Source organism: Phycisphaerae bacterium (genome assembly GCA_024102815.1).
GTDB lineage: Bacteria > Planctomycetota > Phycisphaerae > UBA1845 > UBA1845 > JAGFJJ01.
On the sequence record JAGFJJ010000048.1, the window covers coordinates 237,337 to 261,498 of the forward strand.

Consider the following 24,162-nt stretch of genomic DNA (forward strand, 5'->3'; position numbering starts at 1 on the left):
TGCCCGACTTCAACGTCGTCGTACCCCGAAATGAGCTCAACTATTTGCGCGCCGCCCGCGTGCGCCGAACAGCCCGCTTCTTGGTGGAACGGCCGGCGCGCTTGGATGCCTTTGTCGTCGTACGCGGCGCCTCGGACTTCTTGCGACCCGCGGCGTATTTGCGCATCACCAGGCTGAATTCCTGCGCCTGCGCTGCCGGGATGTTCCTTTCCAGGAAAGCCTGCACTTCCGCCCGGTCCGCCGTCGGGTGGACGAGTTCCTCGCTGCGCAGCACGTCGAGAATCCCGTCGTCCACGGGAATGCCGTGTCCGCCCAGACTCCACAGCGTCACCGAGGCCGCTGCATAAGGTCCGACGCCGTCCAGGGCCTCCAGATATTGCCTGGCTTCGCGACGTCCGATCGACTTGAGTCGATCCAGCGAAACGTTGTGCTCTTTGTCGTACACCGCTTGGAGCGCCCGAACCAGCCTTTCAAAGTATGGGACTGGCGTTGCCGAACCGGACTCCCCCGCCGCCCGCAGAAGTTCCTCCACCGTCGACACGCGGACTTCGTTCCATCCCACCAGGTTGCTCGTCAGGCGCTCGACGATCGCCTCCGCGGTATCGCTTCCGTCACTCTCGCTGAGAATTGCAATCGCCAGACGCCGGAGGGGGTCATCCGGCTCGGTCGGTACATCCACTTTGTTCGAGCTCCGTACGCTCTCGAACAGCTTCTTGATGCGCTTGGCGTAGAGCGTACCCTGCTTCATGTCGTCCGATCCTCGTCCGTCTCGTCGTCTGCGTCCTCTCCCACTTCCGCCCCGGCTTCGTCAAATTCCGCGTCGTCGGGCTCAGCCGGATCACCCGTGGATTCCCCGGCCAGCGACGGATTCTCCTGGCGATTCTGCTCCAGCAACGCCAGCGTCTCGCGGACTTTCTTGATGCGCTCGTCGATTTCAAAGCGCACGTCCGGTGACTGCCGGATGTTGAGCTCGCGGGCGACCAGGCGTTGAAGAAACCCCCCCGCGTGCTGGACGGCACTCAGCGTGCGGCGCTCGGCCGGTTCCCCGCCCATCACGCTCAGGAAGACCCGCGCGATGAGAAGATCGCCCGTGACTTCGACCCGCGTGACGCTGGTCATCGGCTCGATGCGCGGATCCTGAAGCTCGAAAGCGATGGCCTCGCTGACGATCTGCTGAATCCGGCTGGCGATTCTCTCACGGCGATAGGGTTTCATCGCGAATTCCGCCTGCGCCGCTCGCGGCTGTGTTGCGGCGGCAGGCTCCGTTCCCTCTTAAAGAACCTCACTCTCATAATCCACCAGCGTCACGCCCCGAACCCGACGCACCAGGTCCACGACCTGATCCAGTTGCGACTGCGCCGCGCGCGACTCGTTCGAGACCACCGCCACACCGAGCCGTGCCCGCTTGGGTAGATCATTGTGGCCCACCTCTGCGACGGACACATTGAACGTCTGGCGAATCCGCTCCTTGGTCCCTTTCAGTACGCGGCGCTTATCCTTTAGTGATTGAGCCTCCAGGATTGCCAGCTCAATTGTGAGCAGACCAACCCTCATTACTTCGGTTCCGTGAGGACCGGCGACCGTAACGATCCGTCTTCCAGCCCGATCTTGAACAGACGCACCAGTCCATCCGGCCTGCGGTAGGGTATGACCCCGATCCGCTTCAGCGCCGCGACCACGAAGGGTTGATCCGCATCGGATACGCCGTAGTAGCGCAACTCTCCCTCCACCCAGTTCTCGTCAAAAGCGTAATTCGTCGCCGCGGGCAGATACCGTGAAACCAGCTCTTCGATCGCAAACCGTTCTCCGTCCGGCTGCATGAGCCGGGGTAGAAACAGCGCCCGCACGCCCGACGCGGACCGGCGGTTGCGCACCTCGATGTCGCGATACTGCCGCACGATGAAGATCTGCTCATCCGTCTCGTCGATGAATACGTCGTCGGCGTCGTCCGGCAGAAAATACTCGCGGACGGCGCGCTTGCGCTCCTCAAAGGTGGCCCGTTCGATCGACCGGCGAAACTGCTCGTACCCGCGATACCCGGAGAACTCCCGCGCATTCCATGGAAATACGACTTCGACGACGTACAGCCCGTCGCTCAACCGGATCGCGCTTTCCCCCGCGCGGAAGCGCTGCACATCATTGACCTTGTTGATGCGCCGCTCCCCTGCCGGCAAACGGTCCGCCTTCAGGCAGTAGACCATTGCGTTGCTCGGCGTGGAATCGACCAGCAGGCCCTCCAGGCGGTCGCGGGCGATCAACCCGTATTGCACTGGCCGCTCGGGCCTGATGGGCGTCGGCCGGTCAGGACGCGGCGCAGGTGCTTCCGCCCCGCCGATCGCCGACTGTCCCGTCACCGCCCGCTGCCACCCGCCCTCGCGGAACAATGGCAGGATGAATGTCTTCCCGACCACGAACACGATGATGAAGAGCAGCGCGACATAGCAGAGCTTGAGTACGACAGTGAAGGGGTTGAACTGCCCCGGCGGACGACGCTTGCGCTTGGGAAACAGCCGCGAAGGACGCGGCGGCTTGCCCCGGGCAACGCCCTCGCCCTTCTCATCACGCTGGAGGTCGGTCAGAAGGAAGTCCAGATCCCGGGAGCGGTTGTCCGGCACCTCGGCCGCGCGTCCACAGTACGAACACCGCACGGTACCACCTGCGTCTTCGTCCTTCGCCCGTACCGTGTGCCCGCAATCCGCTTTGAACTCGATCATGGTCGATCCGCCGGCGCCCGACCCTTTCTGCGCCCTACAGCGTACGCGCGGTCTTCACGATTTCGTACGTCTCGATCACGTCGCCCACGTGAACATCGTCAAATCCGTCGATCTTGATGCCGCACTCCATGCCCGCACGCACTTCGCGAACGTCGTCCTTGAACCGACGCAGGGACCCCATCTGCGCGCCTTCGCGCACGATCACCCCGTCGCGAATGATCTTGGCCAGGTGCCGCCGCTCGATCACCCCGTCCGTCACGAAGCAGCCCGCGACCACGCCCGTCCGCTTGCTCAACTTGAACAGGTCGCGCACCTCCGCCCGACCGCGCGATTCCACGCTCTCGTCCGGAGCCAGCAGACCTTCCAGCGCCTTCTTGATGTCGTCGTGCACATCGTAGATGACGCGGTATGAGCGCACGTCCACGCCGTGCAGCTCCGCCAGCCGCTTCGCGCCCGTCGTGGCCTCCACTCGGAACGCCACCACGATTCCACCCGTCGTCGCCGCCAGCAGCACGTCGCTGTCGTTGACGGCTCCTACGCCGACATGCTGAAAGGTCAATTTCACCTCATCGCTGGGCAGGTTCCCCAAGACCTGCTTCAGCGCCGCCAGGCTCCCGTCCACGTCCGCCTTGATGATCAAGGGCAGTTCCGGGATGTCCTCGGCGCTGCGCCGTTGCAGAAGGTCGGCCAGCGAACGCCCCTTGGACATCCCCTGGCGCGCATCGATCTGCTGACGCTGCTTGGTCTCTGTCGCCACATCCTTGGCTTGCTGAAGACTGTCGAGCTGGAACAACGCGTCCCCGGCCGAGGGTACGTCGTCCAGACCCCACACCTCTACCGGAATGGACGGACCTGCGGCGTCGATCCGCTGGCCACGATCGTCCAGCATCGCCCGAATCTTCCCGAACGCGCCGCCGCAAACCACTACATCGCCAACGCGCAGCGTGCCCTCGGTCACGAGCACCCGGGCCACCGCGCCGACACCCAGCTTCGTTTCTGCTTCCAGCACGGTCCCCGTTGCCGGAACCGTCGGATCGCCCTTGAGATCCAGAATTCCCGTCAGCGCCCCCAGGTGCTCGACCAGTTCGGTGATGCCCTGCCCCGTCGTGGCCGACGTTTGAATCACGTCCACTTCGCCGCCCCAGTCGCCCGACGGTGTCAGCCCGTGCTCTGTGAGCTGTCCGTAAATCTTCAAGACGTTCTGTTCGCCCAGATCGATCTTGTTGAGCGCCACCACGATGGGTACTTCCGCCGCTTTGGCGTGATTGATCGCTTCAATCGTCTGTGGCATCAGCCCGTCGTCGGCCGCAACCACCAGCACGACCACGTCCGTTACCTGTGCTCCCCGGGCCCGCATTTCCGTAAAGGCCTCGTGCCCCGGTGTGTCCAGAAACGTAACCGCGATATGGCCGGCCTGGATGTGATACGCGCCAAGGTGCTGCGTAATGCCGCCGTCCTCGGACGCCACCACATGCGCCTTCCGGATCCGGTCCAGAAGGCTCGTCTTGCCGTGGTCGACGTGGCCGAGAATCGTCACCACGGGAGGACGCGGTTGGTTGTTATCGCGAGGCCGGTTGGCAAACTCCTCGCGAACGCCGTCCAGCAGCGTCTTGGCCGGCACCACCTCCAGTTCGATGCCGAAATGCAATGCCAGAAGCTGCGCGGTGTCATTGGGTAGGACCATGTTGATATTCGGCATGAGCTGGAACTCGTCCTTCATCACCCTGACAAGCTGCATGAAGCTCAGTCCCGTCGCCGAACAGAACTCCTTGAGACGGACGGGCTCGTTGACCGTCGCCCTGGTAATCGGACCGCTCGATGTCGGCTTCGACCCCCGGCCCGGCTGAGTCGTCCGACGACGGACAATGCGCCGACCGGTGGCGGTTTCCAGTCGCTCCTGACGCTCCGCCAGGTCCTGATCACGCCACTCGGCAAGCCGCTCACCGGCCTCCGCCATGCGCCCCGCCGCACGCCGCGGGTTGAGTCGCGCCCGCCTCCGCTGCGCCTTTTCGTCCTTGTTCGCCTCCCCTTCGCCAACCCGCAGCGGTGCACGGGGGCCGGGCGCCTCCGGCTCACCCGCCGCGGGCCGCGGTCGCGGGCCGCGGCGCAGCGTCAACGCATCCCGATCGGGCGCTTCGTAGCGGACCACGCGGGGTCCCTGCAGCTTCGCGGGCGTCGGCACGTGTTGTGGGCCGGCGGGCTTAAACGGCTCGCGGGGCTTGGCCGCCTCTTCGGGCGCTTCCGTTTCAACCGGCCCGGCCTCGGCATCCTGGGGTGCTTCCGCAGCAACCCTCGGGAACTCCGGCGCTTCCGCCGGTTCCCCCTCGACGGCAGGCTCCTCCGTCACGGCCGGTTCGGGCTCTTCAACCACCGGCGGTTCTGGGGGCGCCGGCGGCGTGGCTTCCTCCACAACTTCGCTCGCCGGCTCGGCTTCGACCGGCATTTCGGCAACGACCGTCGCGGGTGCTTCGAATTCTCCTTCGACTTCGTCCGAAACCGCAACGGCTTCGGCAGGAGCCTCCTCCTTTTCCTTCTCTTTCGCGGCGGGCTTGCGCCTGATGCGAACCTTGTCCAGATCGACCGGCTCCGCCGTCTCCAGCGCCGCACCAGATGACTCCGTGCTGAACCACTCCATGATCGTCGCGGTCAGTCCCGCGCTCAGGGTGGACATGTGGTTCTTGACCGTGTCGATACCCTCGGCGCGGCATTTGTCGATGATGGTCTTGCTGGGAACGTTGAGTTCCTTGGCGAGAATATGAACACGCATCTTATCGGCCAATTCGAATCTCCGTGCGGCCGGCGATCCCCGTTCGACGCATCACCTTTGCGAAAACCACCGATTCCTGCTCAGACCGCCGGGTCTCATTCCCGGTGATCATCGAATTACTTTTCCTTTTCCTCTCCCGCGGGCGACACTTCCGCCGTCGCTCCCTGCTCCACGGCGAGATCGCTTTCCGTATTCGTGGAAGCCACAGCCTCCGCTTCGGCCCCCTGCCGCTCTATCTCCGCGGTCGATTCTTCCGCGATGTGCCCCGGATCCAGAACAGCATCCGGCTCCGTGGGAATCGCTCCTTCGTTCGACGCCTGCGATTCGGCGGACTCCGCCGGTGCTTCCACGGCTTGCGCGCCTTCGGCCGGCAGAGCAACGCCCGCCGCCTCCTGCGCTGCCTTTTCAGCCGCGGCCAGCTTCGCCGCCGCCTTGGCAGCCTCCGCCTCCTCCGCCAACCGCTTGGCTTCAACCGTCGCATGCGCGACAACGCGCTCGGCCAGCTCCGGCTCCATGCCCAGATCATCTACCAGGGGCTGCGCGCCAACTTCCGCCAGATCGGCCAGCGAGATAAGGCCAACCGCCAGCATTTTGTCCAGAAGCACATCCTCAAATCCCTCCAGACTCTTGAGCGCCTGCTCCATCTCGTCCAGGGACTTGTTGTGCTCAGCGGGGGTGAGGATGTCGATATCCCAGCCGGTAAGCTGGGCTGCCAAGCGCACGTTCTGCCCACGCTTTCCAATTGCAAGCGATAGTTGATCTTCTTCGACAATCACCGCGGCCCGGCCCAGTTCAAAGCAAAGGAACACTTCCTTCACTTCCGCTGGTTTGAGCGAATTGGTAATGAGAACCTGCGACGATTCGTTCCAGCGCACGATGTCAATCTTCTCGCCGCCGAGCTCGTCCACAATGTTCTTGATCCGGCTGCCGCGTACCCCCACGCAGGCACCTACCGCATCCACCTTCGAATCGATCGACGACACAGCGACCTTGGTACGATAGCCTGCCTCGCGAGCGAGCGCCCTGATCTCGATGATCCGCTCTCCGACTTCCGGAACCTCCATCTCGAACAGCTTGCGGATGTAATCCGGGTGGGTCTGCGTGAGCACGATGCGGACTTGGCTCTGCTCCTCGCGGACGTTGAGCACCATGGCCCGAATGCGCTCGCCGGGATGATGCTGATCCCCCGGAATCTGCTCGCTTCGGGGAAGAATGCCCTCCGTGCGCCCAATATTGACGATCAGCGCCCCACCTTCGTAACGGACCACGGTGCCCGTCAGAATCTGGCCGACCTTCTGTGAAAACTCTTCGAAAATCGCCCCGCGCTCGTCCTCCCGGATTCTCTGAATCATCACCTGTTTGGCAGTCTGGGCGGCTATTCGCCCCAGGGTCTTCAGGTCGATGGCCTGTCCATCCACCGAGGCGCTGATCTGCCCGCTGCCGCGCTCGATGGTAACCGCAACGTCCTCGGCCATGGCGAAGGCCTTCCGCGCCGCGGAAGCCATGGCCGCCTCCAGGTCCGCAAACACCGCTTCCTTCTCGATGTTCTTGTCCCGGGCAATGGAGTCCACGAGTCGCAACAGGTCCGTATTCATCGTCGTTCTCTGTTCTCCACCGGACGGCAGCGCTTCGCTCGCCGTCCCCGGCCACTTGTCAGCGACGAAATCGCCCGGTGGCGGGCGAAAAAAAAGCGTGGGCGCCCAAGCGGTCCCACGCGGAGTTCGAACGCCGATAGGTGGCGAGGCTCACGACATCGCGCAACCCCGCTTCCTTCGACCGCCGGTCGTCGCCATAGCGGCGCAAGCTGACCCTGTCCGGTCAGCTTGCACGACCGACCACTCCACGCGTTAGGGCTGAATGGCTCATCGCCATCACGTTCCCGATCGATCCGGCCATCGATTTCACAATTCCCGTATATCGACGGAAATGCCGCCCGGACAATTGTTTAGCGCGCATTTCCATCGACACTTGGCAACGTCAATCCAGGCGATTATAGGTCGCTGATTGGGCCTGTCAACGCTGTAGCAGGCCCCCAGGGGAAGGGTGACGGGGGCGATTTTGCGGCGCCTATTCGTTCCGGCACTCTGGCAGAAGACGCGAAATCCGTTTTCGCGCCGCCGGTCGCCATCGCGCCCCTCTATGATGTAACAGCCGTCCAGTTCACGCCGCCCCGGAGGCCCGACGTGCCCATTCCCCGAAGGCGCTTCCTGGCTTTCGCCCTCTTATTGATCGCACTCATTTCGGCGATCGTCGCCAGCAAGCTTGCCTGGGTTTCCTGGGAGTTCCATCCCGCCCAGGGCCGGTGGGTTCAGGTCGTCGTGCGCGACGCCCGCGTCCGACTGCTCACGGTCTCGGTTCCGGTCGCGGAGAACACAAACTGGAAAGAATCCCTCGACTACCACATTCTCGGCTACCAGCGCGGGCCCGTGGCCGGTCGCTGGCGCCTGGAGTCGCGTACCTTCTCCAGCCCAGGGTTGCTTCCGGCGCACGTGCTCCTGTTCGATTTCACGCTTTACGTCGCGATCGCGGCGCTGTTCCTTCTCGGCCCGGGCGTGTGGATCGTATGGCGGAACCGCCGGCACTTCATCCCCCTGGCGCGAGAGACGATCCGCCCGTCCGACAAGGCCCGATACCGCCGGTCCTTCCGGCGATTTGCCCTTCGAGTCGTGGTCATTCTCGTTGCGACCATCGTGCTCGCGATCGGTTGGTGCTACGCAGTCCCCTGCAAAGAGTCACGCCTTGTGCCATGGACAGCGACGGGCGCGGAGGTCAGTGGCCTTGCGGGAGCGAATGAGAAGAACTTCGACTGCGTCTGGGTCGGCAACCGTTACTTGAATTGCATTGTGTCCGTCACGCCTGGTCTTCAGTTGAGCTTCGAGTCACGTGCGACGTCTTTGGGCGGCGTATGGGGCGTGGAGAAGAAACGCGGGCTGGCGATTGCCCTGGGGTATCAGCAGATCGTTACCCCGGCCACGGTGCCTGCCGGCGGTTTGCCCGCCCCCGCCCGGCAACAAGTGAATCTCGCCGGAATCCGACTGCTGGAAATGACCCATGACCCGATGTCCGGCGACCCACTGGCGTATTCCATGGATCCCTATTGGGCTCCAAGGGAAGTGCTGTGGCGTCAGAGATTCTCTCCGGCCGCCATCGTGCGATACCGACAGGTCTCGATTCCGGGTTCGTACATCGCCACTCTGCTCATAATCATCCTGCTCATCATCTTCATGCGCGGCCCGCTCCGCCGCTACCGGTGCATTATCGGCAACTGCTGCCTGTATTGCGGCTATTCGTTGACCGGGCTTATCGAGCCGCGCTGCCCGGAATGTGGCGAGCGATTTCCTGGCACCGTTTCCAGCCAAGGAGCTGTTTCACCCGTAGCGATCGAATGAACGCAAGAACCGCCGTCGGAATCGAGCTTTCCGCGGCGCACAGCGGATCACTTGACGACGCTCGGATCGAAATGCCGCGCCAGCTCCACGTGCCGCTCGGCCTCGTCCGCGCGACCCTTCGAAGCCAACGCCTTCGCCAGGTAGTAGTGTGCCTCGGCCACCATCCGCGCCGTCTCGGAGCTCAGCGTTGGTTTGCAGTTCAGCGCCGTACGATACTCCGCGATGGCCTCGTCGAGCTTGCCCTGACGATGCAGCACGGTTGCAAGCTGAAAATGGGCCATCAGCATCGTCGGCGCCTCGGCGATCGCACTTTGGTAGCTCTCGACCGCGCGGTCGAGATCGCCCTGCCGGGCGTAAATGCCTCCCAGCCGGACATACGAGAACGCGTCGTTGCGGAACTTCTCGCGGCCCTGCGGCCAGGTGTTGACCAGCAGTGCCGACAAGACCAGCACCATCGCACCGGCCAGCGGCAATTCCCATTTCCGCGCCTTGAGGTACCGGGCTACTTCGACCACGAAGTACGATGCCAGCAGGATCAGCGGTGGCAGCACGGGAACGCGGTACCGCGCCGTGCAGAAAAACAAGATTACGCTGATCGAATATACAATGACGAATCCCCAGAGCGGAAACGCCGAGGATCCGCGACGCAGGCACAACACCAGACCCGCCAGCCCCAAGGGAGCAACGACCGGGAATCCCAGCGGAAGCCAAAGCAGCACCCGCCCGAAGCGCTCCGTCCAGAAGTAGATTCCCTTGTTGTTGGAGATCTCCCACGAGGAGAAGAACAGCCGCGTCTTGAGCCACGTATGGGCAACGAAATCTCCGGGGTTAGAGAAGATCCACGACAGCGCCTCGCGAAAATAATAGCGCGAGACGTCCGACGGCCGGACTGATTTCCCGGCCGCCTCCTCCGCCAGCGCGATGGAGGCACGGTATCCTTCCCACCAGCCGCCGGGTGTTCCTGGAACGATGGCCGTTCGCCCGTCCGAGCGCGGGTTGTTGCCGATGTAGAAGTTCACGCCGCCTTGCGAGGAAATCAGTACGAGGTCGCCGCCCACGGCGTAGTTCCGAACGGTCACCGGTGCAATCGGCAGCAGGCAGCCGGCGACAAGACACAGTGATCGGACAATGGCACTTCGCCAGTCGCTCCGATGCTGCCAGATCAACCACGTTACAATCGCAGGGACGAACAACAGAATGTTCGGCCGAGCCAACGCGGACAACCCGACGACCGCGCCCGCCAGTGCGAACCGCCACCATCGCGGCTTCTCGCCGGCCTCCAACAGCATCCACATCAGCAGCAGATCAAGGAATACGATCAGCAGCGGTATGAGCAACTCGCCGTCGAAGTAGATGAGTATCCAATAGCTCGCGGCGGTGAAGCCCGCGATGGCACCGACTGTCCGGCCGAAGATTCGCCGCCCGATCAGGAATAGCAATCCGCAACTGAGCGAACCCAGCAAGGCCTGGACTACGCGCGCCGCGAACAGGTCGTGCCCGAAGAGCCAGTAGATGGTTCCAAGGAACCACGGATAAAGCGGCGCGCGAAAGTAGGGTCCCTCGATATAGGTTTGTCCCTCGGCGAAGGCCTGGGCCCATTCGTCGTGATACTGCTCGTCCATGACGGGATGGTCGAACAGCGGGCTGGCCCGCATCTGCTGGACGTAGAACAACCTCAGCCCAAGAGCGACCAGGAAGATTCCGGTCAGCAGCAGGACATCGATTCGCCGAAATGTCGCCCGCGGAGGCGCAAGAAATGCAGCGCCGCCGCCGGGCCTGGCTCGACGCGACGCAGACATGTTCCGATCCGAAAGGGCCCGGCAGTCGATCGGTTCGGAGACAGGATACCATGATGAACCTCGTCGGGGGAAGTAAAATCATCGTGTATTCAACAGGATTGTCAGTGGGATTTGTAACGCCCGGTCTTTGACAGCGGCATCCGATGATCCCTCAAACCGGGCTCAGCGCATCTCCCGCGCTGCGCCGATATCGCTGACGGACCCTTGGTGCCGACATACACTTTCTCAAAGCGGCAGCACAAGACTCCGCTTTCCACGTCCCGTGCCGGAGTATCGCCGTGACGGCGAGTCCGACTACCACCACGCCCTGTCCCGATCCGGACCTCATCGTCCGGCTGAGCGGGAACGATCTTGCCCCTGATCGAGCCGCGGCCGTGGAGGAGCACTTGGTCGTCTGTCGGGCTTGCATGCAGCGGCTCATCGCCGCCGGTCAGCGGCCTTCATTCCCCAAGATCGAGCCCTATCACATTGTCGCGGAACTCGGGCGCGGACGTTTCGGCGTGGTCTACAAAGCCTGGAGGCTAAATGAACGGCCGCACCTCGTCGCGCTCAAAATCCTGACGGGCGTCGGAGAAGCCGAGCAACGCCGCTTCGAACGCGAAGCCGCCGTTCTCGCAAGGCTCGACGCCCCGGGTATCATCAAGTGCCTGGACCATGGCATGCTCGACGGGCGCCCGTACTACGTCATGGACTTCGTCGACGGCGAGCACCTGGATGAGCATCTCGTCTATCAGGCCCGAACGATCGATGAGCGCCTGGCCGTGTTCGCCCGCGTATGCCGAGTTGTCGCCGCCGCTCATGCCGCGGGTGTCGTTCACCGCGATCTCAAGCCGCGCAATATTCTGATCGATGCTGCGGGACAGGCCCACGTCCTCGATTTCGGCATCTGCGCACTCGGGCCCGCGGAATGGAGCAGTTCGCTCCGTCAGACGATCACGCAGGTGGGCGACCTGATCGGCACGCTCAAGTACATGTCGCCCGAGCAGGCCTGGGGCGGCGCCAGCGGGCCCGTCGATCACCGCAGCGACATTTGGGCCTTGGGTGTCATGCTCTACGAACTGGTCACCGACGGGCAGTACCCCTATGAACTCGGCGGGACGCCGGAGAAATCGGGCCACGAGGCGCTGCTCGAGCGCATCCGCCACGAAATGCCCCGTCGCGTCCGACTTCGACACCTTCCGCGCGGGCGCGACCTCGAGATCCTTCTGGAGCGCACCCTCGCCTGGGATCCGCGTTATCGACTTGATTCCGCACTCACCCTGGCCGAGGACATCGACCGCTACTTGCAGGGCGAGCGCATTCGCACGCGTGCGCCCTCGCCCGCTTCGCGCGTCCAGCGCCTCGCTGTGGGCGCGGCCGTTCGGGCCCGATGGGCGGTGCTCGCGGCGACCGTCACGGTTGCGGTTGCCTTCGTATTTTTCTCCGCCCGGCTTCTGGACATCCGCTGGAAGGAACCGGCGATTGCCAATGATACGGGGGCGTCGGCCGCGGCACCCATGACCGATCCGCGCGAGCGTATCGCCCTGGTCGGCGTGTTCGACGAGAGCATACCGGCGGTACTGAGCTACGCCGAGCGGGAGCAGATTCCCGGCGTCACGCAGGACGTGCGTACGTGGCGGGCGGTCCACGGGAAGCTGATGCAACGCCTCTCGCAAGCCCAGCCGCTCGCGCTCTTGTGGGACTACTACTTCGCCACGCCGCGCGAGGGTGATGATGAGGTGCTCGCTGCGGGTGCCAATGCCCTGACCCGCGCCGGCGTTCCCGTAATTTTCGCCGCGGCGCAATACGACGGTGCGGGTCGACCGGTGCTGAGCCCGATCCTGCTGGCGCATCTCGAACAGCCACCCCGCAACGGGAGCATCGTCGCTCGCGACATGAAGGAGCGACAGTCTCAGTTCGTGCTGGCTTCGCGCCGCGCGGATGGAAGGGTCATCCCCCATGTCGCTCTGACCGCATACGCCGCGGTTCGCGAGCCGGCGTGTCGCCTGGAGATTGAGTGGTCGGAGGAACGTTCCCGGCAGTTGGAACTGCTCTACCGCGCCGAACCCAACCTCTACCTTCGCGAGCGGGACATTCTCGAGGCGGAGATTCCCGTCCAGACCTTCAAGGGCAAGCAGGCGGTTCAAGCGGGCGACATAATCGCCTACGCGTCATTTCCGCTGAGCCCGCCCCGATACTGGCAGGATCGCGTCATTCCCTATGAAATGCTGCTCGGCGTGGAAAGTGACGCGCTTGCGGCACTGGTCAATAATCGTGCCGTGCTGATCGCCGACTTTCGTGCGTCCAGGCCGGGTTTTCCTGCCGATCGGCACACGGTCTACGATGAAGGGGAATGGAAGGCCGAAGTGCCGGGCGGCACGCTCCTGGCCGACTTCCTGGCCGGACTGCTCGGCCGGCCGGCGCTTCGCACGGCATTTCCGCTGCCGTGGATGTCGCTGGCGCTGGTGATCCTTGCTGCTCTCGCGGGCTGCTTCTGTGCCGTAACGGTGGCACGGTCAACTCGTGGATCACGCATCGCCTTTCGGCGACTGACCGTCTCCGCCGCTCTCGTGGGCGCGGTGGCAGGACTACTGCTCGCCGGCGCTTCGCAAAGCAGCTTTACCGTCCAGCTCGCACTGGCGACGGCGTCACTCAGCCTGGCCATGCTGTTGGCGATGGGCGTCGAGTTCGCCCGCAACCGGCACCGGCTTCCCGTCGCGCCCGCCCTCGCGGACGGACACATGCTTGGCACGGCCGCGGATACGCTCTCGCTCAACCGGCCGCGAGCGACAGCCCCGCCATCAGGCCCATGACCACCGCCGCCACGACGGGCGCGAGCCGTCGCACCCACACGACGAACAGCGCTTCCACCGCATTGAGGGGATACTCGTACACGACGTTCCCCTTCAACCTTCCATGCCGATGGAGATCAGCGGCACGAATCCTTCCAGCAGGTCGAGGATCCAATAGAACATTGCCATGATCGCACTCCCCAGGAAAAATGCCCGACCGACCCGATATGTGACAGGCGTGCAAGCAGGCACCGGCCGAGGTGGCGAATGACGTGATCGGCCGGTAATGCACACCGCCGAAAACCCAGGGAAGACCAATATCGCCTATCGACATCTCTCGGACCTGCGAGAAGTAATTTTCCAGATTCCTCAGATATCCCAGTCAACGTCCGCCAACACCCGTCCGAGACGGATCCGTGACAACCGTCGGCCGCTTTCCGGGACGGCGATGACCGATGCGGATATCCACCAATGGGGTCTCGATTCAGGACAAGGGACCGGACGCCGATAGTTCCGACGACAGCGGTCGGCCCCGCGGACACATTCATTTCCAGGTGCGGGTCGGTCTGGCGAATTCCAATAGACCTTTTGGAGAATCGATTGTGCAAACGCGACAGACCAGGCAGAGATGCTATCGATTTGTGCTGGCCTTGCTGATCCCGGTGACTGTGTCGCTTTACGCCGGGTGCAACTCCGCTCCGCCCGTCGGGGGCAACAGCAGTCCCGCCGATGACAGCAACACCCTGATCAACGACCCGCTGGGCAACGACGGGGCTATTTCCGGCAAGCTGTTCGACAGCCAGAGTACCCGCGGCGCGGATACGTCCTCCGCCCAGACCATTCCACCCGAATTCGACACCACCGACACGATGGTCTCCTTCAAGGACCTCGAGGGGAACGATCTTCTCGACGAGAACGGCAACCCGATTCCTCCGGTTCCGCTCGGTCCCGACGGCTCCTTTGAAGCCCAAGGACTGCCCGTCGGAACCGACTTCACCGTCTGCGGCGACATCGGCGGCGACGGATCCTGCGACATCGAGAGCTGTGTCCAGATTCCCGACGACGGCACCAACGGCGCCGGCCAACTCGGCGACGTCCGCGCCGATCCGCTGACTACCATTGTTCTCGCCAAACTCCGTGAGATCCTCGCCGAACTCGGCATTGATCCGCAGGATCTTCCGGTCAGCCCGGCCGTGGTCGTAACCCGTGTTGTCAACGCCTACACCAACCTCTTTGACGAGGCCGGCATCGACGACGCCCTGCTGCTCCAGGAAATCGAGGGACTTGATGCCCAGGCCCTCGCCGACATCTTTGATGGCGACCTTCCCGCCCTCGCCCAGCAAGGCGTGGAAATCGTCGAAGGCAACATCAACGTCACCCGAGCACGAGACGCCGAATCGCTCGCCGCGGCCGTGGCCGAGGTGTTTCTCCGCGCCGGCTTCCCCGTGGCCGACATGCCCGGTGGCGCCGACCTCTCCGCACTCGCCAATCTCGACAACGTGGAAACGACCACGCCCTCGGAGCTGTACGGCGACAACAAGCCGTTCGACGACCTCGCCGAGCTTCCCGACAATCTGCCCCCAGACATCCTTGATCAACTTCCGCCGGAGTTTCTTGACCAGATCGGCGAGGGCTTCCCAGACGGCCTTCCGCCGGAACTGCTCGACCAACTCCCGCCCGAATTCCTCGAGCTCTACCCCGACGGCGTTCCCGACGACCTCTTCGTTGCCCAGGTCAACGAAATCCGCGACGGGGACTTCGCCGAACCCACGATCTACATCAGCACCGTCGTCGAGCCGAATCGCAATTTCGTCTTCATCGATGGTGAAGGCGAGGAAGGCGGTGTCCCTCCGCTGCCGGTCATCAGCGACCACATCCTCGTGCGCATGGCGGGATTGCACCTGGAAGGACGCCGCATCTCCATCGCCGACCTGTACGATCTGCTCACCAGCATCGAGGACGGACTGGGCGCGAGGCTCGTGTTCCACGCCGACGACCCCAACTTCTTCGGTCCGCCGCTGACCATCTTTCAGACGGCCGACGGAAAGGGTCGGGCCATCAACATCAATCAGGTCATGCGCCGCATCTTCGAGAGCGGTCTGAGTGATGTAGGCGCTGATGATTTCGATGCCCGTGAATCGCAACTCAGAAATCTGATCCGTGAATTCCTCGGCGATACCCTTGCCCCGGAGTTCGATCGCCTCTTCGATGCCATCGTGACCGACAGGCTCATGGCCGCCGAGGAACTCGCCCGACGCATTCGTGAAGCCCGCGCCCACCTGCCCTTCAATCCGACGGGTCCGAGCGCATTTTTCGTCGTGGCCGACGGCGACGCCTTTCGCTCGGACATGCCCGTCTCGCCCGTTACGGTTGACGCCGACATCGACCCCAACGGCATCGTGACATCGGTCCGGCACAACGCCTCGGGTGACGGAATGTTTTACCTCGGTTTCGGCCCGCGAACTGACGAGACTGGTCTAATTGAACTCATCCGTCGCGACAGCGGGCACCGCATTCAGGGCGCCCGCGGTCCCGTCCGCTTGAGCATCTACGACAACAGTCTCTTTCAGGCGATCAACGGCGCACCCTTCGCCGACTTCGTCTCCGAGTCCGGAAGCTTCTACCCCGGCGTGAACATCACGGTGTTCCGTGATGAATTCGTGCCCGAACCCGCGCCGATCGGACCGGCCCCGGCATCGGTCGAGGGGCCGAATCAGCAGATCTTCGTCCTTGCCACGGGCATCGGCGAGCGCGGCGAACCCGTCCGCGTCGACTACGACCGCACCACGGGCCTAGCCACCTATAACCCCGGCGGACGCTACGTCCTCCAGTTCCTGCCGGACTCCGAAGCCACCGGCGCGTTCGGATTGTTCAACGAACAGACCGGACGACCCGCCGCTGTCGAGGATCCCGATAACTTCTTCCAGGCGCGGCCGGAACGCCCCGAGGGATTCGAGGACTTCTTCAACGAAGTGGACGACTTCAACGACTACGGAAACTTCGAAGACCCCAACGACTTCATCAACGACGTCTTCGATCCGTTCCTGGGCGACGGCCAGCTTCCCCCTCCTCCTCCGGATGGAGACGCGCCCCCGCCGCCGGACGGAAATGTCCCCCCGCCCCCGGACGGTAACGTACCACCACCGCCAGATGGCGAGGTCCCTCCGCCGGACGGCGGCAATGAACCTGTCCCGCCCGCCCAGGTTGAGGAAGTTCCCGGCGACGGCAGTGTTCCGAATGATGGCGCCGAACCGCCGATGGATGGCGGCGTCCCGATCGACCCCGGCATGATCCTCGTCCAAGCCGATCAGGTCGTCGGGCTGACCATCCAGCCGATGGTCTTCACCCACGTCTTCGGAACCGACGCGCCCAATGCGCGATACAATCCCGAAGCCGACCCCTACTACGACGACATCAATGGCAACGACGCCCAGGACGAAGGTGAACCCACCGTCGCCCATCGCCCCACGCTCTTTAATCCCGGCGATTGGCGCTCCACGGACATTCGCCTCTACTACCGCCGGGCGGACAACAATCTCGGTGTCGTCTTCGACAACATCGATTCTGAATCGCAAACCCCGGCCACACGCGACGGCGTGGCGCTCGTCCCGCGTAACTTCAAACCGCGGCGCAACGCTTTCCGCTTCGGCCGACCCAACACGGCCATCAACCTCCTCACCGCCTTCGTGCCGCCCGATTTCTTCGACGGCACCCACGACCTCACCCGCGAGACGCGCGTGGACATCTTCACCGCCATCGCCATGGTGAACTTCGTGATGGATCAGGTGTTCAATATTGAGGCCGAGATTGATCCCGATGGCCTGGGTCCGCTCGAGCGGCGCCGCGCCCTGGTCAACGCGGATATTTTTATCGTGCCCATCGGCGATCCGTTTGTGATGCTCGCCCGCGGGTTCCATGATCGGTCGGTGCCCGCCGGGGAGTAATCGCGCCGGTGCCACTGCTCTTGAGCAGTGCTCATCGACATAACTGAAAACAACGGGCGGTGGCCGGTTATTCTCCGACCACCGCCCGTCCTATTTCTAGGGGCGAGATACGCCCGACCCGCCGCACTACGCCAGCGTCGCTCGCGCCGCTGCTGCTCGGTTCACGGCACCAAGAGCCCGTCTGACCAAGGCATAGGTCCCGAACAGGCCGGCCGTCCAGACAAGATCACCCAGAACGGTATACCGGAAGAACGGCAGAGCTGCCGAGTAGCATTGCATCAGGCCGGCAATGGACTTCTCGTAAATCCCCGAGAACTGCCACACGGCGAGGTTCGTCATCACGAAGAACAAGCCGGACATCGTCAGCGACGCAGCGCCGATCCGGATCCACGTCCATCGTGACCCGAGCAACCACCGGAACGCTACCGGCATCGCCAGGGCCGCATAGACCACGACCATGATGCGGGCATCGTAAAAGCCGGAATGCAGCAGATCCGTCACGAACAGGCTGCACAGGGGGACCAGCAGGGCCACGCGAAAGTCGCGCAGGAAGAAACCGGCGAACAAGGCCGTCGCCGCGATCGGGGCGAAATTCGGCGCGTGCGGAATCAATCGGCCAATAATCCCGACCAGGATCAATACCAGCGCCCCGCCCAGGACGATCGGAAAGCTCTGTCCGCTCTGTCTCATTTCGCGTCCTCTCCCTTGCCTTTCCAGACATCGAACCGCCACGTAGCCACGTCTGATGGATTCAGCGTAAACTTGCCGCAGCTTTGGTCACCGAACTGATCGTTCACCCAGTAGAGCCAGTTCTTTCCCGTTGTACCGGTACCTTCGTTCCGGAAGCCGTCAATCTCCTCCACGAACGCCGTGCCTCCGCTGCCCTTGTACTTCAGCACGATTCCCGGCTTGCTCAACTCCGCCGCTTTAAGCGCGTCCAGCACCGTCATGCCCGATGCCCACGGCAATTCATAGTGCTTCGACACGCCGTTGTTGTAATCAATGATCAGGCGGACCTTCTTCTCCTGATCAATGGCGGCCGGCGAGGCGCCCGTCGAGCAGAGCATGAATCCCGCCACTGCAAGAAGTCCAAAGAACGTACGTCTGGTCACAAGTACTCTCCTTGCCGGCGAGTTGCGCGGGAACCTCGGGTCACGGCGACTATATGCGCCCCGCGCCGCGTCGGCAAGCGTTCCGAGCCGTCACCGGCGCTGCGGCGAAGCGCTTCGCCGCGGCCCGGATTCGTGCGTCACCCGCAGCCGATGAAAGACATCGTCCCCCACCCGGCGGACTTCAATCACGCGCGGCACGATCGCCCCGTCCACCCGCACCGCACCACCGCCCAGAATCGCACTCGGCGCGTTCTCGCCGCCAATCAGCCGCGGCGCCGTGAACACCCACGCCTCGTCCACGCATCGCGCCGCGAAGAACGCCGTCAATATCGTCGGTCCGCCCTCCACAAGCACGTTCGTCGCCTTCCGGGCGTACAGCGCCTTGAGAAACCCGCGTATGAACGTGCCGGCCGCAGCCCCATCCAGCCCGACCACCTCAACACCGTGCCCTCGCAGGCGATCGGCCTTGGCCGATTGCGCCAGGCTTTTCGACGTGAACACCGACGTCGGTGCAATCGATGCAGTGTCAACGATCTGGCACTTTTCCTTGATTCGCAGCCGTCGATCGAGGACCGCCCGAAGTGCCTTGCGCCGCACCGGGACGTCGCGGGCCGTCAGGAGCGGATCGTCGCGCAACACCGTTCCCGAGCCCACCACCACGGCATCCACGCGGGCGCGCAGTTTGTGCACCATTCTCCGCGACGCTTCGCTCGAGATCCATTTGGAATCTCCCCGCGACGTAGCCAGCTTCCCGTCCAGGCTCTGCGCCCACTTGGCGATCACGTAAGGACGCCGCGACCTCATTCGCGTCGCGAATGGAGCGATCAGCTCTGCCGCTTCGTCGCCCAGAACGCCCTCGGTTACCTCGATCCCCGCTTCGCGAAGCCTTGCTACGCCCCGCCCGTCGACCGCCGGATTGGGATCCCGGGCGCCCACGACCACGCGCGACACGCCCGAGGCGATGACCGCATCCACGCAGGGCGGCGTTTTTCCGAAAACCGTGCACGGCTCCAGCGTGACAACGATCGTCGCCCCGCGCGAACTCCCCTCGCAGCGTCGAAAAGCCTCCACCTCCGCGTGCGGACCACCGAATCGCCGATGGTACCCCTCGCCCACGATCCGCTCGCGGCGCGCAATCACGCAACCGACCATGGGGTTGGGTTCCACCCGGCCCTGCCCGCGCCGGGCCAGTGCAAGGGCCCGCCGCATCAGGATTTCATCTTCAAGCCGTCCGGAAGGATAGGAAGATGCTCGTAACGTGATCGCGGTTCCGTTTCACAAGAAGAAGAGTCAGGCAAAGCCCCGGTGGGAGATCACCCGGCCTGGTGCCCGCGCCGATCAAAAAGCGACGTGCCCACCAGCAGAATCACTCCGCAAACCAGCGCCGCGTCGGCCACGTTGAACACCCACGGCCAGACCTCGCGCCCACCGACCCGCGGGACCCACTGCGGAAACGACGGAACGAATTTCAGAAAATCCCGCACCACACCCTGGCGCGACAACACGACATCCTCTCGATCGAACGTCCGCGGGGGGAGCCGATCGCCCTCCGGCCAGTGACCCACCTGGACCCGCTCCGCGCCGGGCTCGCTCAGAACTTGGCCGATCATGACCGTCCGCAACTGGCCGCCCCGATTGACCCGAACGACGTCGGCCTGGACCGCCAGGCGATCGTAGAGATTCCCGCAGGCCCCGGCGAGGATCATTCCCAGGCAGATCTGCAACAACCGCTGGTTTCGCGCCGACGCCAGGAACAGGTAGACCACGAACGCCAGCGCGAAAATTGACGCCACCACGAACACGCCCGTGTAACCGCTGAACGATCCGAAAACGGCCCCGTCGTTCAGCGATCGGCGCAGCTCCAGCGTCCCCGGTATCAGCGTTCGCACCTCGTCCGGCTTGAGCGTGCTGAATACCCACCATTTGGAAAAGAGATCGAGCGCGAGAAGACTTACCGCTGCGATCCAGAAACGCAGGTGTGCTCCGACGTCCGACCAGGCCGGCCGGACCTCAGCATTCCGTGTGGTTGCCTTCGATTGGGGTGATTCGGCCATGGTCCGGGCCAGGGTTAGCGCATTCGCCCCTCTTCACGGGCGCGCGCATACTCTATGCAGTACTTCGCCCACGGCTTGGCTTGAAGTCGGGCCAGACCGATCGGCTTGTGTGTCGCCAGACAAATGCCAAAAGTCTTCTGGTCGATTCGTCGCAATGCCTCGTCAATTTCCCGAAGTCGCTCCTGCTCGTTGGCCAGCAGTCCCAGGTTGAATTCGTGCTCCCAGTTGTCGCTGCCCAGATCGGCCATGTGGACCGGCATGGAGGACTGCTCGCCGGAGCCGTTCTCCCCCCGGCGCTCGAACTGCGCATTGACGTCCCCGACGATCTGGGTGCGAAGGTCGAGCAACTGCAGACGGAAATCGCGCAGCTGCTTGGCCGAAAGCGGCGATTTGGGCATCGGCTTGCGCTCTTCCGGAAACTGCACCGGATCAACCGCCGTGGCTGGCGGAAGATCGGACTTCTTGCGCGCTTCAGATTGGCGCGCTCCGGCCGATCCGCTTTTTTTCCGCTTCTTCTTCGACCCATCCGCTTCGGGTTGGGTGATCTCCCGGAGCTTCGAATCCGCCTCGTTTGCCGGGCCGCCTTTCGCGACCGACCGCTTGCCGCTCGCCTTTCGCTCGGGCGGCTTGGACGGCGACCGGCCCACGGTTCGAGCCACGGCTTTCTTCTTCACCGCTTTCTTTCCGGTGGTCTTGGCCGTCTTGCCGCTCGCCTTTTTTGAAGCCGAAGCCGTCGCCGGCTTGGCCACTTTCTTGCTGCTCTTCCCGGAGGATCGGGGCGTCTTCCCGGAATCCTTGGCGGTCGTCCCGCGGCCTTTTGAAGTGTTCTTTCGCTTCGCTTTTGCCACGCCAGGGATCCGTCAGGCCGAGGGCAGAATCAGTGTAACCTACTGAAATACAGGGAGAAACGAAAAATCAAATCGTGCGAGTATAGGTTCGAGAAACGGGGCTGTCAAGGGATGTGAAACCTCCGGCGAGCCCCCAGTGTCGGCTGGTGCGTGCCCCCTGACGCATGGCGGCTCCGCGGCTATGAAGCCGGAACAGGCGCCGACTGGGGCGTCGGACCGGGCATGCCGACCTCGTGTCCCATTACATGCCCCTTGCGTATGCCCGCGAACCGGCTACAATCCAAGATTCGCCATTGCACACACGGAGCTTCGAGGGGCCAATCGCTCAGGCGCGGAGCGCCGGACCCCCAGAGTACATACGCTGCGTTCAACCTCGGCGCGGCGGAGACGGAACAGCAAAACAATGACGGGAACGCTTGCGGCGATCGACCAGACAATTGACGCGGGACAACTCGACGAGGCGCGGAAGGCACTGAAGGGCGTGCCGGAAGACGAGGCCAACCGGGCCGACGTCCTTTTTCTCAAAGGGCGGCTACTCGAGGCCGACCACAACCGGGAAAGCGCCTGGCAGCAGTATCAGTTGGTGCTGGATCTGGATCCCGGCCACGTACCGGCCTGCTTTCGCGCTGGGCTTCTGGCGGACCAGGCCGGCGACGACGATACCGCCCTCGACCTCTTCGAGCGGTGCCTCGAAGAACAGCCCGCCCATGTCAACGCGCTGTTGAATCTCGCCATCATTTATGAGGAGCGTGGACAGCTTCGCAATGCGGAGTCCTGCCTGCGCCGCGTGCTCGCCGAGTACCCCGAACACCATCGCGCCCGCCAGTTCCTCAAGTCGGTCGAGAGTTCGTACACCATGGTGTACGACGAGCAGCGCCGTCGGGATTCCGAACAGCGCCATGCCATTCTCGACCAGCCCATCAGCGATTTCGAGCTCAGCGTCCGCAGCCGCAACTGCCTGCGGCAAATGAACATCCGCACACTGGGGGACTTGCTCAAGGTCAGCGAGTCGGAGCTGCTTTCCTACAAGAACTTCGGCGAAACCTCTCTCACCGAAATCAAGAGCCTCCTTACCCAGAAGGGCTTGTCCCTGGGGCAGACGCTCACCACCGTGCCCGCCAAGCCCGCCGTGCGCGCCACGGCACCCTTTACCGGCGACAACGCCGTCGTGCTCAACAAGCCCGTCACCGACCTGGAACTTTCCGTCCGTTCGCGAAAGTGTCTCCAGTGGCTCGGCGTCAATACCTTGGGCGAACTCGTCACCCACAGCGAGGCCGAGCTCATGGCCATCAAGAACTTCGGGCAAACCTCGCTGAACGAAATCAGGAACCAGCTCGCCCAGCACGGGCTGAGCTTCAGACCGTCGCGATGAGGTTGCCGTCCTCGAGGTCGCCGGCGCCTCGAACCGACCGTGGGCGAAGATTCCCTCTCGCCGGACTGATTCAGCACCGGGCGCTCGGGCCAGCCCGCACCCTCCTCGGCATCGTGATCTTGATGCTGGCCGTGGCCCTGACGGCTTCACCACTGCTTTGCGCTCGCGAGATCATCGACGCCGACCTGGAGGGCGCGACGGCCCTGGGACTCGTCCCCATCCGTCCCGTCCGCGTTCAACTCGCCCGGGATATTCAGGCCGTCCGCCTCGCCTGCAACACGCCTTGCGAAATCCGCTTCGACGGCGCGAAACTCGCTTCGCCGGAGTCCCTGCCCGACGGCCCCGTTGTCCTGCAAGTCGGCCAGCCCGGCTCGATTCGGATTAAAGCAGACAACCCGCTATGCGACGGGCTGACCGCTTTCGAAACGACGTTCCAATCCCCTCCCGGCGGAAAGCTCCGCGTTGAGACGAGCGCCGACGGGATGGAGTGGTCTCCGCCCGCCTATTACGCCGGCTTGCTCCGCGTATCCGCTCAACAGGACCCGGCGGGACTTTCCGTCGTCAACGAGGTCGATGTCGAGCGTTATGTCGCCTCGGTGGTGGCCCACGAAGTCTGGCCGACTTTTCACGAACAGGCCCTGCAAGCCCAGGCCGTCATCGCCCGCAGCTTCGTTATCGATCAGATGCTCCGCCGCCGCGACGAGCCGTGGGATCTCGTCGCTTCGCAACAGGCACAGGTCTACGGCGGGTTACGCTCCGACCCCTTGGGCCGGCGAGCCCTCCGCGCCGCCCTTTCCACGCGCGGACTCGTGTGCACGTGGAACGACGGCCGGCGGGAACGTATCTTCCCCACGTACTACTCCTCGGCCTGCGGCGGACGAACCCAGTCGGCCGCCATCTTCGGACCCGAAAGTGACATTCCCCCCCTCGCGGGCGGGATTCCCTGTGACTACTGCCGCATCGCCCCGGAAGGCGTCTACCGCTGGGGACCCGTTCACATACCCCGTGACGAAGCCTATCGACGCCTCGCCGCCCGCCACCCCGAGCTCGCCTCCCTCGGCGGCATCGAGGGACTCGAAGTTGTTGAACGCGAACCCGGCGGTCGCCCCACGCGCATCGCCATCACCGGCCCGTCCGGCGAAACGCGCGAGCTCTCCGCCGAGAACTTCCGCCTTGCCGTGGGCTCGCGCGCCATGCCCAGCACGGCTTGTGACATCACGATGACACCAAAGGAAATCGTACTCGAGAACGGCAAGGGTACCGGCCACGGGCTCGGTCTGTGCCAATGGGGCATGGAAGGCCAGGCTCGCCTCGGACGCGCCGCCGCCGACATCCTCCGCTACTATTACCCCGGCGTGCACCTGACGCGCGTTTATTGAATGGAGCGCGTGC

General features: G+C 63.8%; 18 protein-coding genes. 5 read left to right on the forward strand and 13 right to left on the reverse strand.

Features of this window, described 5'->3' with window-relative positions; all coding sequences use genetic code 11:
- Positions 1-40: 40 nt before the first annotated feature.
- The 6 genes from J5J06_12035 to nusA all read right to left on the reverse strand — a co-directional run bounded on the left by J5J06_12035 (position 41) and on the right by nusA (position 7,076).
- Positions 41-748, reverse strand: a complete 708-nt coding sequence (locus J5J06_12035; protein MCO6437811.1) for a hypothetical protein — start codon at positions 746-748, stop codon at positions 41-43.
- A complete protein-coding gene (gene rbfA / locus J5J06_12040) occupies positions 745-1,215 on the reverse strand; it encodes a 30S ribosome-binding factor RbfA (protein MCO6437812.1) in 471 nt (156 codons plus the stop codon). The genes J5J06_12035 and rbfA overlap by 4 nt, the downstream gene beginning before the upstream one ends.
- A gap of 57 nt (positions 1,216-1,272) precedes the next feature.
- Positions 1,273-1,554, reverse strand: a complete 282-nt coding sequence (locus tag J5J06_12045) for a DUF503 domain-containing protein (protein MCO6437813.1) — start codon at positions 1,552-1,554, stop codon at positions 1,273-1,275.
- Entirely contained in the window at positions 1,554-2,714 is a 1,161-nt protein-coding gene (locus tag J5J06_12050) for a hypothetical protein (protein MCO6437814.1), read from the reverse strand. Before J5J06_12050 ends, J5J06_12045 begins: the two co-directional genes overlap by 1 nt.
- A gap of 34 nt (positions 2,715-2,748) precedes the next feature.
- On the reverse strand, positions 2,749-5,493 hold the full coding sequence (gene infB / locus J5J06_12055) for a translation initiation factor IF-2 (GenBank protein MCO6437815.1): 2,745 nt from the start codon (positions 5,491-5,493) through the stop codon (positions 2,749-2,751).
- A gap of 104 nt (positions 5,494-5,597) precedes the next feature.
- Positions 5,598-7,076 (reverse strand): transcription termination factor NusA, encoded by a 1,479-nt coding sequence (gene nusA, locus J5J06_12060; GenBank protein MCO6437816.1) that lies wholly within the window; start codon positions 7,074-7,076, stop codon positions 5,598-5,600.
- 588 nt (positions 7,077-7,664) lie between these two features.
- On the opposite strand from nusA, the gene J5J06_12065 reads away from it, so the two are divergent.
- Positions 7,665-8,870, forward strand: coding sequence for a hypothetical protein (locus tag J5J06_12065; GenBank protein MCO6437817.1), 1,206 nt, complete (start codon positions 7,665-7,667; stop codon positions 8,868-8,870).
- Positions 8,871-8,917: 47 nt separating this feature from the next.
- On the opposite strand, the gene J5J06_12070 is transcribed toward J5J06_12065, so the two are convergent.
- Complete coding sequence (locus tag J5J06_12070) at positions 8,918-10,669, reverse strand: glycosyltransferase family 39 protein (protein MCO6437818.1); 1,752 nt, start codon at positions 10,667-10,669, stop codon at positions 8,918-8,920.
- 278 nt (positions 10,670-10,947) lie between these two features.
- Here J5J06_12070 and J5J06_12075 point away from each other — a divergent pair, with 278 nt between their 5' ends.
- Positions 10,948-13,461 carry a protein kinase gene (locus tag J5J06_12075; GenBank protein ID MCO6437819.1) on the forward strand — a complete coding sequence of 838 codons (2,514 nt, stop codon included), beginning with the start codon at positions 10,948-10,950 and terminating at the stop codon, positions 13,459-13,461.
- On the opposite strand, the gene J5J06_12080 is transcribed toward J5J06_12075, so the two are convergent.
- Positions 13,421-13,774 carry a hypothetical protein gene (locus J5J06_12080; protein ID MCO6437820.1) on the reverse strand — a complete coding sequence of 118 codons (354 nt, stop codon included), beginning with the start codon at positions 13,772-13,774 and terminating at the stop codon, positions 13,421-13,423. The two genes, J5J06_12075 and J5J06_12080, sit on opposite strands and share 41 nt — an antisense overlap.
- Before the next feature lie 268 nt (positions 13,775-14,042).
- On the opposite strand from J5J06_12080, the gene J5J06_12085 reads away from it, so the two are divergent.
- Positions 14,043-17,384 (forward strand): hypothetical protein, encoded by a 3,342-nt coding sequence (locus J5J06_12085; protein ID MCO6437821.1) that lies wholly within the window; start codon positions 14,043-14,045, stop codon positions 17,382-17,384.
- Positions 17,385-17,510: 126 nt separating this feature from the next.
- Here the strand turns inward: J5J06_12085 and J5J06_12090 are convergent, their stop codons facing one another.
- The 5 genes from J5J06_12090 to J5J06_12110 all read right to left on the reverse strand — a co-directional run bounded on the left by J5J06_12090 (position 17,511) and on the right by J5J06_12110 (position 21,398).
- Positions 17,511-18,074, reverse strand: coding sequence for a hypothetical protein (locus J5J06_12090; protein MCO6437822.1), 564 nt, complete (start codon positions 18,072-18,074; stop codon positions 17,511-17,513).
- A complete protein-coding gene (locus J5J06_12095) occupies positions 18,071-18,496 on the reverse strand; it encodes a DUF4430 domain-containing protein (GenBank protein ID MCO6437823.1) in 426 nt (141 codons plus the stop codon). The genes J5J06_12090 and J5J06_12095 overlap by 4 nt, the downstream gene beginning before the upstream one ends.
- Positions 18,497-18,586: 90 nt before the next feature.
- Complete coding sequence (ribD, locus tag J5J06_12100) at positions 18,587-19,705, reverse strand: bifunctional diaminohydroxyphosphoribosylaminopyrimidine deaminase/5-amino-6-(5-phosphoribosylamino)uracil reductase RibD (protein ID MCO6437824.1); 1,119 nt, start codon at positions 19,703-19,705, stop codon at positions 18,587-18,589.
- A 104-nt stretch (positions 19,706-19,809) separates the two neighbouring features.
- The gene (locus tag J5J06_12105; protein MCO6437825.1) at positions 19,810-20,550 is read right to left on the reverse strand and encodes a signal peptidase II; all 741 of its coding nucleotides are present in this window, start codon (positions 20,548-20,550) and stop codon (positions 19,810-19,812) included.
- A gap of 14 nt (positions 20,551-20,564) precedes the next feature.
- Positions 20,565-21,398, reverse strand: coding sequence for a TraR/DksA family transcriptional regulator (locus tag J5J06_12110; protein ID MCO6437826.1), 834 nt, complete (start codon positions 21,396-21,398; stop codon positions 20,565-20,567).
- Positions 21,399-21,801: 403 nt separating this feature from the next.
- Here J5J06_12110 and J5J06_12115 point away from each other — a divergent pair, with 403 nt between their 5' ends.
- Both J5J06_12115 and J5J06_12120 read left to right on the forward strand, forming a co-directional pair.
- Positions 21,802-22,770, forward strand: a complete 969-nt coding sequence (locus J5J06_12115) for a tetratricopeptide repeat protein (protein ID MCO6437827.1) — start codon at positions 21,802-21,804, stop codon at positions 22,768-22,770.
- A 122-nt stretch (positions 22,771-22,892) separates the two neighbouring features.
- Entirely contained in the window at positions 22,893-24,149 is a 1,257-nt protein-coding gene (locus J5J06_12120; GenBank protein MCO6437828.1) for a SpoIID/LytB domain-containing protein, read from the forward strand.
- Positions 24,150-24,162 lie beyond the last annotated feature (13 nt).

What these genes read in the sequence shown, in the direction of transcription:
- J5J06_12120 (MCO6437828.1), top strand. Translation starts at nt 22,893, where the DNA reads ATGCTGGCCGTGGCCCTGACGGCTTCACCACTGCTTTGCGCTCGCGAG.
- nusA (MCO6437816.1), bottom strand. Translation starts at nt 7,076, where the DNA reads ATGAATACGGACCTGTTGCGACTCGTGGACTCCATTGCCCGGGACAAG.
- J5J06_12045 (MCO6437813.1), bottom strand. Translation starts at nt 1,554, where the DNA reads ATGAGGGTTGGTCTGCTCACAATTGAGCTGGCAATCCTGGAGGCTCAA.
- J5J06_12080 (MCO6437820.1), bottom strand. Translation starts at nt 13,774, where the DNA reads ATGTCGATAGGCGATATTGGTCTTCCCTGGGTTTTCGGCGGTGTGCAT.
- J5J06_12105 (MCO6437825.1), bottom strand. Translation starts at nt 20,550, where the DNA reads ATGGCCGAATCACCCCAATCGAAGGCAACCACACGGAATGCTGAGGTC.
- J5J06_12050 (MCO6437814.1), bottom strand. Translation starts at nt 2,714, where the DNA reads ATGATCGAGTTCAAAGCGGATTGCGGGCACACGGTACGGGCGAAGGAC.
- J5J06_12090 (MCO6437822.1), bottom strand. Translation starts at nt 18,074, where the DNA reads ATGAGACAGAGCGGACAGAGCTTTCCGATCGTCCTGGGCGGGGCGCTG.
- J5J06_12070 (MCO6437818.1), bottom strand. Translation starts at nt 10,669, where the DNA reads ATGTCTGCGTCGCGTCGAGCCAGGCCCGGCGGCGGCGCTGCATTTCTT.
- J5J06_12115 (MCO6437827.1), top strand. Translation starts at nt 21,802, where the DNA reads ATGACGGGAACGCTTGCGGCGATCGACCAGACAATTGACGCGGGACAA.
- ribD (MCO6437824.1), bottom strand. Translation starts at nt 19,705, where the DNA reads ATGCGGCGGGCCCTTGCACTGGCCCGGCGCGGGCAGGGCCGGGTGGAA.
- rbfA (MCO6437812.1), bottom strand. Translation starts at nt 1,215, where the DNA reads ATGAAACCCTATCGCCGTGAGAGAATCGCCAGCCGGATTCAGCAGATC.
- J5J06_12035 (MCO6437811.1), bottom strand. Translation starts at nt 748, where the DNA reads ATGAAGCAGGGTACGCTCTACGCCAAGCGCATCAAGAAGCTGTTCGAG.